Consider the following 7,362-nt stretch of genomic DNA (forward strand, 5'->3'; position numbering starts at 1 on the left):
TTGCATGACGCGCACCTCGCAACAAGAATGCCGGAGCATTCTTGAATGGATGAAAAACACTTCTTTTTGATAAGCGATAAGCCATAATTTTATATCGTTTTATTGAAAAAAATGACAGATTTTGAAAAAAGTCGTTGATCAATGAAAAAAAAGTAGATTTCTGTCGCCAGAGGTTGTATAATAAAAACTGTATGTAATTTCATCTCTGATTGAGCTTACACGCAGCCAGAGATCAGACACTTTACAGGAACGTACAGTGATTTTGAACAAAATTACAGTGAATGAAGCAGAATAAAAACCCCATTTTGGGAGATAAAATAAACACAGGAGGAAGAAACAATGGCAGTAAAATACGTATTTGTTACCGGCGGAGTAGTATCCGGACTTGGAAAGGGAATCACTGCCGCATCACTTGGACGTTTGTTAAAAGCACGCGGATACAAAGTGACCATGCAGAAATTTGACCCATATATCAACATTGATCCGGGAACTATGAACCCGATTCAGCACGGTGAGGTTTTCGTTACCGAGGATGGTGCTGAGACAGACCTGGATCTGGGACATTACGAGCGTTTTATCGACGAGAATCTGAGCAAGAGCTCAAATGTGACAACCGGAAAGGTATACTGGTCCGTATTGCAGAAGGAGCGCCGTGGTGACTATGGCGGTGGAACTGTACAGGTAATCCCGCACATCACAAATGAGATTAAGAGCCGTTTCTTCCGTGATTTTACAACAGAAGAGACACAGATTGCCATCATCGAGGTTGGTGGAACCGTTGGTGATATCGAAAGCCAGCCGTTCCTTGAGGCCATTCGTCAGTTCCAGCATGAAGTTGGACATGAGAATGCGATCCTGATCCATGTAACACTGATCCCGTATCTGTCCGCTTCCGGAGAGTTAAAGACAAAACCGACCCAGGCAAGCGTAAAAGAATTACAGGGAATGGGAATTCAGCCGGATATCATCGTATGCCGTACTGAGCATGAGCTGGATCGTCAGATTCGTGACAAGATCGCATTATTCTGTAACGTACCGAAAAAATGCGTACTGCAGAACCTGGATGTAGAATATTTATATGAAGCTCCGCTTGCAATGGAAAAAGAAAATCTGGCTCAGGTTGCCTGTGAATGCCTGAAACTGGATTGTCCGGAACCGGATCTGACAGACTGGATCGAGATGGTACAGGCTCTGCGCAATCCGAACAAAGAAGTTGAAATTGCACTGGTTGGTAAATACATCCAGTTACATGATGCATATATTTCTGTTGTAGAGGCATTAAAACATGGTGGAATTTTCCAGCATGCGACTGTAAATATCAAATGGGTAGATTCTGAGGAACTCAACGAAGAGAACGTAGACGAAGTTCTTGGCGGTGTACAGGGAATCCTTGTTCCGGGTGGATTTGGTGATCGTGGAATTGACGGCAAGATCACAGCTATCAAATATGCAAGAGAGCATGAAGTACCGTTCCTTGGTCTTTGCCTTGGCATGCAGCTTTCCATCGTTGAGTATGCGCGTCATATCTGCGGACTGGAAGATGCACACAGCATCGAGCTTGATCCGAACACAAGCGCACCGGTGATCGCACTGATGCCGGATCAGAACGGAGTAGAGGATATTGGTGGCACCCTGCGTCTTGGTTCTTATCCTTGTGTTCTTGCAAAAGACAGCAAAGCATATGAGTTATACGGTACAGAGACCATCCATGAGCGTCATCGTCATCGTTACGAGGTTAACAATGATTACCGCGCAATTCTGACTGAGCATGGAATGAAACTCAGCGGTCTTTCACCGGATGGAAGAATCATAGAGATGATCGAGATTCCGTCGCATCCGTGGTTTGTGGCTACACAGGCACATCCGGAGCTGAAATCCAGACCGAACCGTCCACATCCGTTATTCAAAGGTTTTGTGGAAGCTGCTATTGAGTACAAAAATAAATAATACTGATTTTATTCAGTCCAAGGAGTCCCGGATGAGAAGCTGCATCTGGGGCTTCTTTTATAAATATTTTATAAAAATCAAGAAAAGTTCACGATTATATTATTGATTTCTATACAGAATAACCATATAATAAAACAATGCAGGTCGGGCATTTTTGTAATAGGGAATGCAGGCAGGCATAGGGGAAACCAGAGAAAGGATTGTGTATACAGTTCCTTCCCGGTTTGACGGAAGCGATAAATGACCTGTCAGACCAGAGCCGGATATACACAGGAATGAGAGAGATAATAAGAATGGACGAGAACAGAGGAAACAACCAGGGAGGAAATAACAAAGGGCGCAAAAATGGTCAGAACATGCTTTGGTTTGTTCTTGCGACCGTTGTGGTACTTCTCCTTGTAACAATGATTACAAATGGAATTGGAAGTCTGACGAATCAGGAGATCACATATTCTGAATTTCAGACCATGGTAAAGGAACATAAGGTAAAAAGTGTTGTCATTACCAACAGTCAGATCGATATTGAACCGGTAGAGGACAAGAAGAGCCTGTATCAGGTAACTTATTATACGGTAAACTTAAAGGATGACCGTATGTATGAATTATTGGATGAGTACGGCGTTGATTATACCGGTAAGAATAATACAACATCTGCCTGGGTATATCAGATCCTGAGTTTTGTAATTCTGGTCGCTTTAGTATGGATCCTGCTTGGATTTGCCATGCGGAAAATGGGCGGCGGAGGCGGCGTCATGGGCGTTGGCAAGAGCAATGCCAAAATGTATGTGGAAAAATCAACCGGTGTTACCTTCCGCGATGTAGCGGGACAGGATGAGGCAAAAGAGTCTCTGCAGGAGGTAGTAGATTTCCTGCATAATCCACAGAAATATACAGCCATCGGTGCAAAACTGCCGAAAGGAGCGTTATTAGTAGGACCTCCTGGTACCGGTAAGACATTACTGGCAAAAGCAGTTGCAGGTGAGGCGGGCGTACCGTTCTTCTCACTGGCAGGTTCCGATTTTGTAGAGATGTTCGTTGGTGTCGGCGCATCCCGTGTTCGTGACCTGTTCAAAGAAGCACAGAAACAGGCACCGTGTATTATTTTCATCGATGAGATTGATGCTATCGGTAAAAGCCGTGACAGCCATTACGGCGGCGGAAACGATGAGCGTGAGCAGACATTGAACCAGTTACTGGCAGAGATGGATGGTTTTGATACTTCCAAAGGTCTGCTGATCCTGGCAGCTACCAACCGTCCGGAAGTACTGGATAAGGCACTTTTGAGACCGGGACGTTTTGACCGTCGTATCATCGTTGACAAACCGGATCTGAAAGGTCGTGTGGAGACACTTCGTGTACATTCCAAGGACGTTAAAATGGATGATTCCGTAGATCTGGAAGCAATCGCACTGGCAACTGCCGGATGTGTAGGTTCCGATCTTGCAAATATGATCAATGAGGCAGCTATCAATGCGGTTAAGAATGGCAGACAGTATGTGACACAGGCAGATTTATTTGAGTCTGTAGAGGTTGTCATTGCCGGTAAAGAGAAAAAAGACCGTATCATGGGACCAAAAGAAAAACGTCTGGTGGCATACCATGAGGTTGGTCATGCATTAGTTACTGCATTACAGAAAGATGCAGAGCCGGTACAGAAGATTACAATTGTGCCGCGTACGATGGGATCTCTGGGTTACACCCTGCAGATGCCGGAGGAAGAGAAATATCTGGAAACCAAAGCAGAGCTGGAAGCGCGTCTGGTTACTTACATGGGTGGTCGTGCCGCAGAGGAGATCATGTGTGATTCTGTGACAACAGGAGCATCCAATGATATCGAGATGGCTACAAGAATTGCCCGCGCAATGGTAACACAGTTTGGTATGTCTGATGAATTTGGTCTGATGGGTGTAGAATCTGTAGAGAACAGATACTTAGATGGTCGTGCCGTAACAAACTGCGGTGATGAGACCATTGCAAAAGTCGATGAAGTTGTAAAAGTAATGCTTCAGAAGGCTTACGACACAGCAAAAGAAATGCTGTTAAGCCATCGCGATGTACTGGAGCGGATTGCTGGATATCTGTATGAACATGAGACCATCACTGGAAAAGAGTTCATGGATATCTTCAAAGAGATGACAGAAGGGAACCAGCCAATCGATGTAGAGGCAGAAGAAGTAACTGCACAGACAGATACACAGTCTGCACCGATCAAGGAAAATGAGACAGAGTTTTCCGGAAATGAGCCGGTTGCACCGGATGAGGCTTTTGAGGAGTAAGAAAACAAAAGCGGTCGGATATCCGATTGTGGGATAAAAAAGTAATAATATGACAGAAACGGTCAGAGTAGAGAAGCAATTTTCTGCCCTGACCGTTTGGGGATTTCAAGAGGATTGAAAAAACTTATGGGAACAGAGAAACTATTTGATATTCAGGAAGAACTGAAAAAACTGCCGGATCATCCGGGCGTGTATCTTATGCATGATGACCGGGACGCGATCATTTATATCGGAAAAGCCATCAGTCTGCGAAACCGGGTGCGTCAGTATTTTCAGACGAGTCGGAATAAGGGACCAAAGATTGAGAAGATGGTCACGCATATCGATCATTTTGAATATATTCTGACGGACTCCGAGCTGGAAGCACTGGTGCTGGAATGCAATCTGATCAAGGAGCATCGCCCGAAATATAATACGATGTTGAAAGATGATAAGACCTATCCATATATCAAAGTGACGTTAGGTGAGACTTATCCGCGTGTGCTGTTTTCGCGTTTGATGAAAAAGGATAAATCAAAATATTATGGACCCTACACCAGTGCCGGAGCAGTGAAGGATACCATCGAACTGGTACAGAAGCTGTTTCAGATCCGAACCTGTAACCGGACGCTTCCACGCGATATCGGAAAAGAGCGTCCCTGCCTGAACTATCATATCCATCAGTGCCAGGCACCCTGCCAGGGATATATCTCAAAGGAAGATTACCGTTTACAGATCCGGGGAGCTATGGAACTGCTGAATGGCAATTTTGCACCGGTGATCAAGGATCTGGAAGAAAAGATGAAGGCGGCTTCGGAGGCATTGGAATTTGAAAAAGCTATGGAATACCGGGATCTGCTGACCAGTGTGCGTCAGGTGGCGCAGAAGCAGAAAATCACCAGTTTTGACGGCGAGGATCGCGATATTCTGGCGCTGGCAATGGATGACCGGGATGCGGTTGTGCAGGTGTTTTTCGTCCGGGAAGGCAAGCTGATCGGCAGAGAGCATTTTCATGTGACCGTTGGGGCGGAGGATACGAAAAAAGAGGTTCTTTCCACTTTTATCAGTCAATACTATGCGGGAACGCCTTTTGTTCCTAAGGAGATCATGCTGCCGATGGAAATTGATGATGCAAATGTGGTAGCAGAGTGGTTGTCTGCAAAGCGCGGGCAGAAAGTTTATATCCGGGTGCCGAAGAAAGGGCAGCGGGAAAAACTGGTAGAACTTGCGGAACAAAATGCGGTGATGGTATTGACTCAGGACAAAGAAAAAATTCGCCGGGAAGAAGGAAGGACCATCGGAGCTGTCAAGGAAATTGCAGATCTGCTGGATCTTGGCTATGTCAAACGAATGGAAGCCTATGATATTTCCAACACGAACGGTTTTGAATCGGTTGGTTCGATGGTCGTTTATGAACGGGGAAAACCTTGCCGAAGCGATTATCGTAAATTTAAGTTAAAGACCGTAACCGGTCCGGACGATTATGCATCCATGCGGGAAGTACTGACACGACGTTTTACTCATGGAATGGAAGAACGGGCACAGAACAAGGAAAAGAATCTGGCGCAGGAATATGGCAGTTTTACAAAATTTCCGGATCTGATTCTGATGGATGGAGGAAAAGGTCAGGTCAATATTGCATTGGAAGTGCTGGATGAATTAAAACTTGCGATTCCGGTTTGTGGTATGGTAAAAGACGACCATCACAGAACCCGTGGTCTGTATTTTAACAATGAGGAAATCCCTATCGACCGGCATTCGGAAGGATTTCGCCTGATCACCCGGATTCAGGATGAGGCACACCGTTTTGCCATTGAATATCATCGTTCCCTGCGAAGCAAGCAGCAGGTGCGTTCGATTCTGGATGATATTCCGAATATCGGTGAGACACGAAGAAAGGCGCTGATGCGGCAGTTCCAGTCGCTGGAGAAAATTCGGGAAGCATCGGTAGAACAGCTGCGGGAAGTGGATGGCATGAATGAAAAAGCGGCGCAGTCGGTATACCAATTCTTCCATAAGGAGTAAAAAAGTGGTATACTTACTGTACTTATTGGTAGGAACTGTAAAAAATATGTAACAGCTACTAGAGGTTATGCGATTATTCAGGGTAGATAATTTCACTTTGAATCGTTGCCAAATAATACAGAAATGGAGAAAATATAATGCAGGGAGTCAGTGTACAACAGTTAGCGGAAAAAATGAAATTCAAATGTTTTACCCCGTGTGTGGATATGTCAAAACGAATGATCACCACACCGGAGATTAACCGACCGGCATTGGAGCTGGCAGGATATTTTGAACATTTTGCAGAAGAACGAATCCAGATCATTGGAATGGTAGAGTATTCTTATCTGGAGACTTTATCAGAGGAAGATCGTGAGGATCGTTATCGAAAACTTTTGGGATTTAATGTGCCGTGTGTCATTATGTGCCGTGAATATGAGCCGGATGAAGTTGTATTGCGGATTGCAGGGGAGCGTGGGGTTCCAATTCTTAGTTCACCGGATGCAACGTCCAATGTGGCTGCGGAAGCAATTTATTTTCTGACCAGTAAGCTGGCACCGTGCATTTCCATTCATGGTGTACTGGTTGATATTTATGGTGAAGGTGTGCTGATCATGGGCGAGAGTGGTATTGGAAAAAGTGAAGCTGCTCTGGAGCTGATCCGTCGTGGACATCGTCTGGTTACCGATGATGTGGTAGAAATCCGCAAGATCAACAATAATACACTGATCGGAACATCGCCGGATATTACCCGTTATTTTATCGAACTGCGCGGCATCGGAATTATTGATGTAAAGACATTGTTTGGTGTAGAATGTGTCAAGGAACAGCAGACTATTGATCTGGTCATCAAACTGGAAGACTGGAAGAAAGACAAAGAGTACGATCGTCTGGGACTGGAAGAAGAATATACCGAGATTTTGGGCAACAACATCGTGTGTCATTCCATTCCGATTCGTCCGGGACGAAATCTGGCAGTCATCTGTGAGGCAGCAGCTGCAAACCACAGACAGAAAAAGATGGGCTATAATGCGGCAAAAGAATTGTATCGAAGAGTAGAAAATAACCTGAAAAACGGAAATTCTACGGAAATTTAACCGAATCAAATAAGTCCCCTGCTTCAATTGCGAAAAGCAATAAGCAGTGGGTGGGGACT

At 45.0% G+C, this 7,362-nt stretch carries 4 protein-coding genes; all 4 read left to right on the top strand.

Annotation, left to right across the window (positions count from 1 at the left end; genetic code table 11):
- Positions 1-339 precede the first annotated feature (339 nt).
- Positions 340-1,947, top strand: a complete 1,608-nt coding sequence (locus LG34_RS13680) for a CTP synthase (RefSeq protein WP_109216563.1) — start codon at positions 340-342, stop codon at positions 1,945-1,947.
- A 293-nt stretch (positions 1,948-2,240) separates the two neighbouring features.
- Positions 2,241-4,223 carry an ATP-dependent zinc metalloprotease FtsH gene (gene ftsH / locus LG34_RS13685; protein ID WP_109216564.1) on the top strand — a complete coding sequence of 661 codons (1,983 nt, stop codon included), beginning with the start codon at positions 2,241-2,243 and terminating at the stop codon, positions 4,221-4,223.
- Between the two features lie 126 nt (positions 4,224-4,349).
- Complete coding sequence (uvrC, locus tag LG34_RS13690; RefSeq protein ID WP_109216565.1) at positions 4,350-6,227, top strand: excinuclease ABC subunit UvrC; 1,878 nt, start codon at positions 4,350-4,352, stop codon at positions 6,225-6,227.
- A gap of 137 nt (positions 6,228-6,364) precedes the next feature.
- Positions 6,365-7,303, top strand: a complete 939-nt coding sequence (gene hprK, locus LG34_RS13695) for an HPr(Ser) kinase/phosphatase (protein WP_109216566.1) — start codon at positions 6,365-6,367, stop codon at positions 7,301-7,303.
- Positions 7,304-7,362 lie beyond the last annotated feature (59 nt).

Source organism: Eubacterium ramulus, assembly GCF_003122485.1.
GTDB lineage: Bacteria > Bacillota > Clostridia > Lachnospirales > Lachnospiraceae > Eubacterium_I > Eubacterium_I ramulus_A.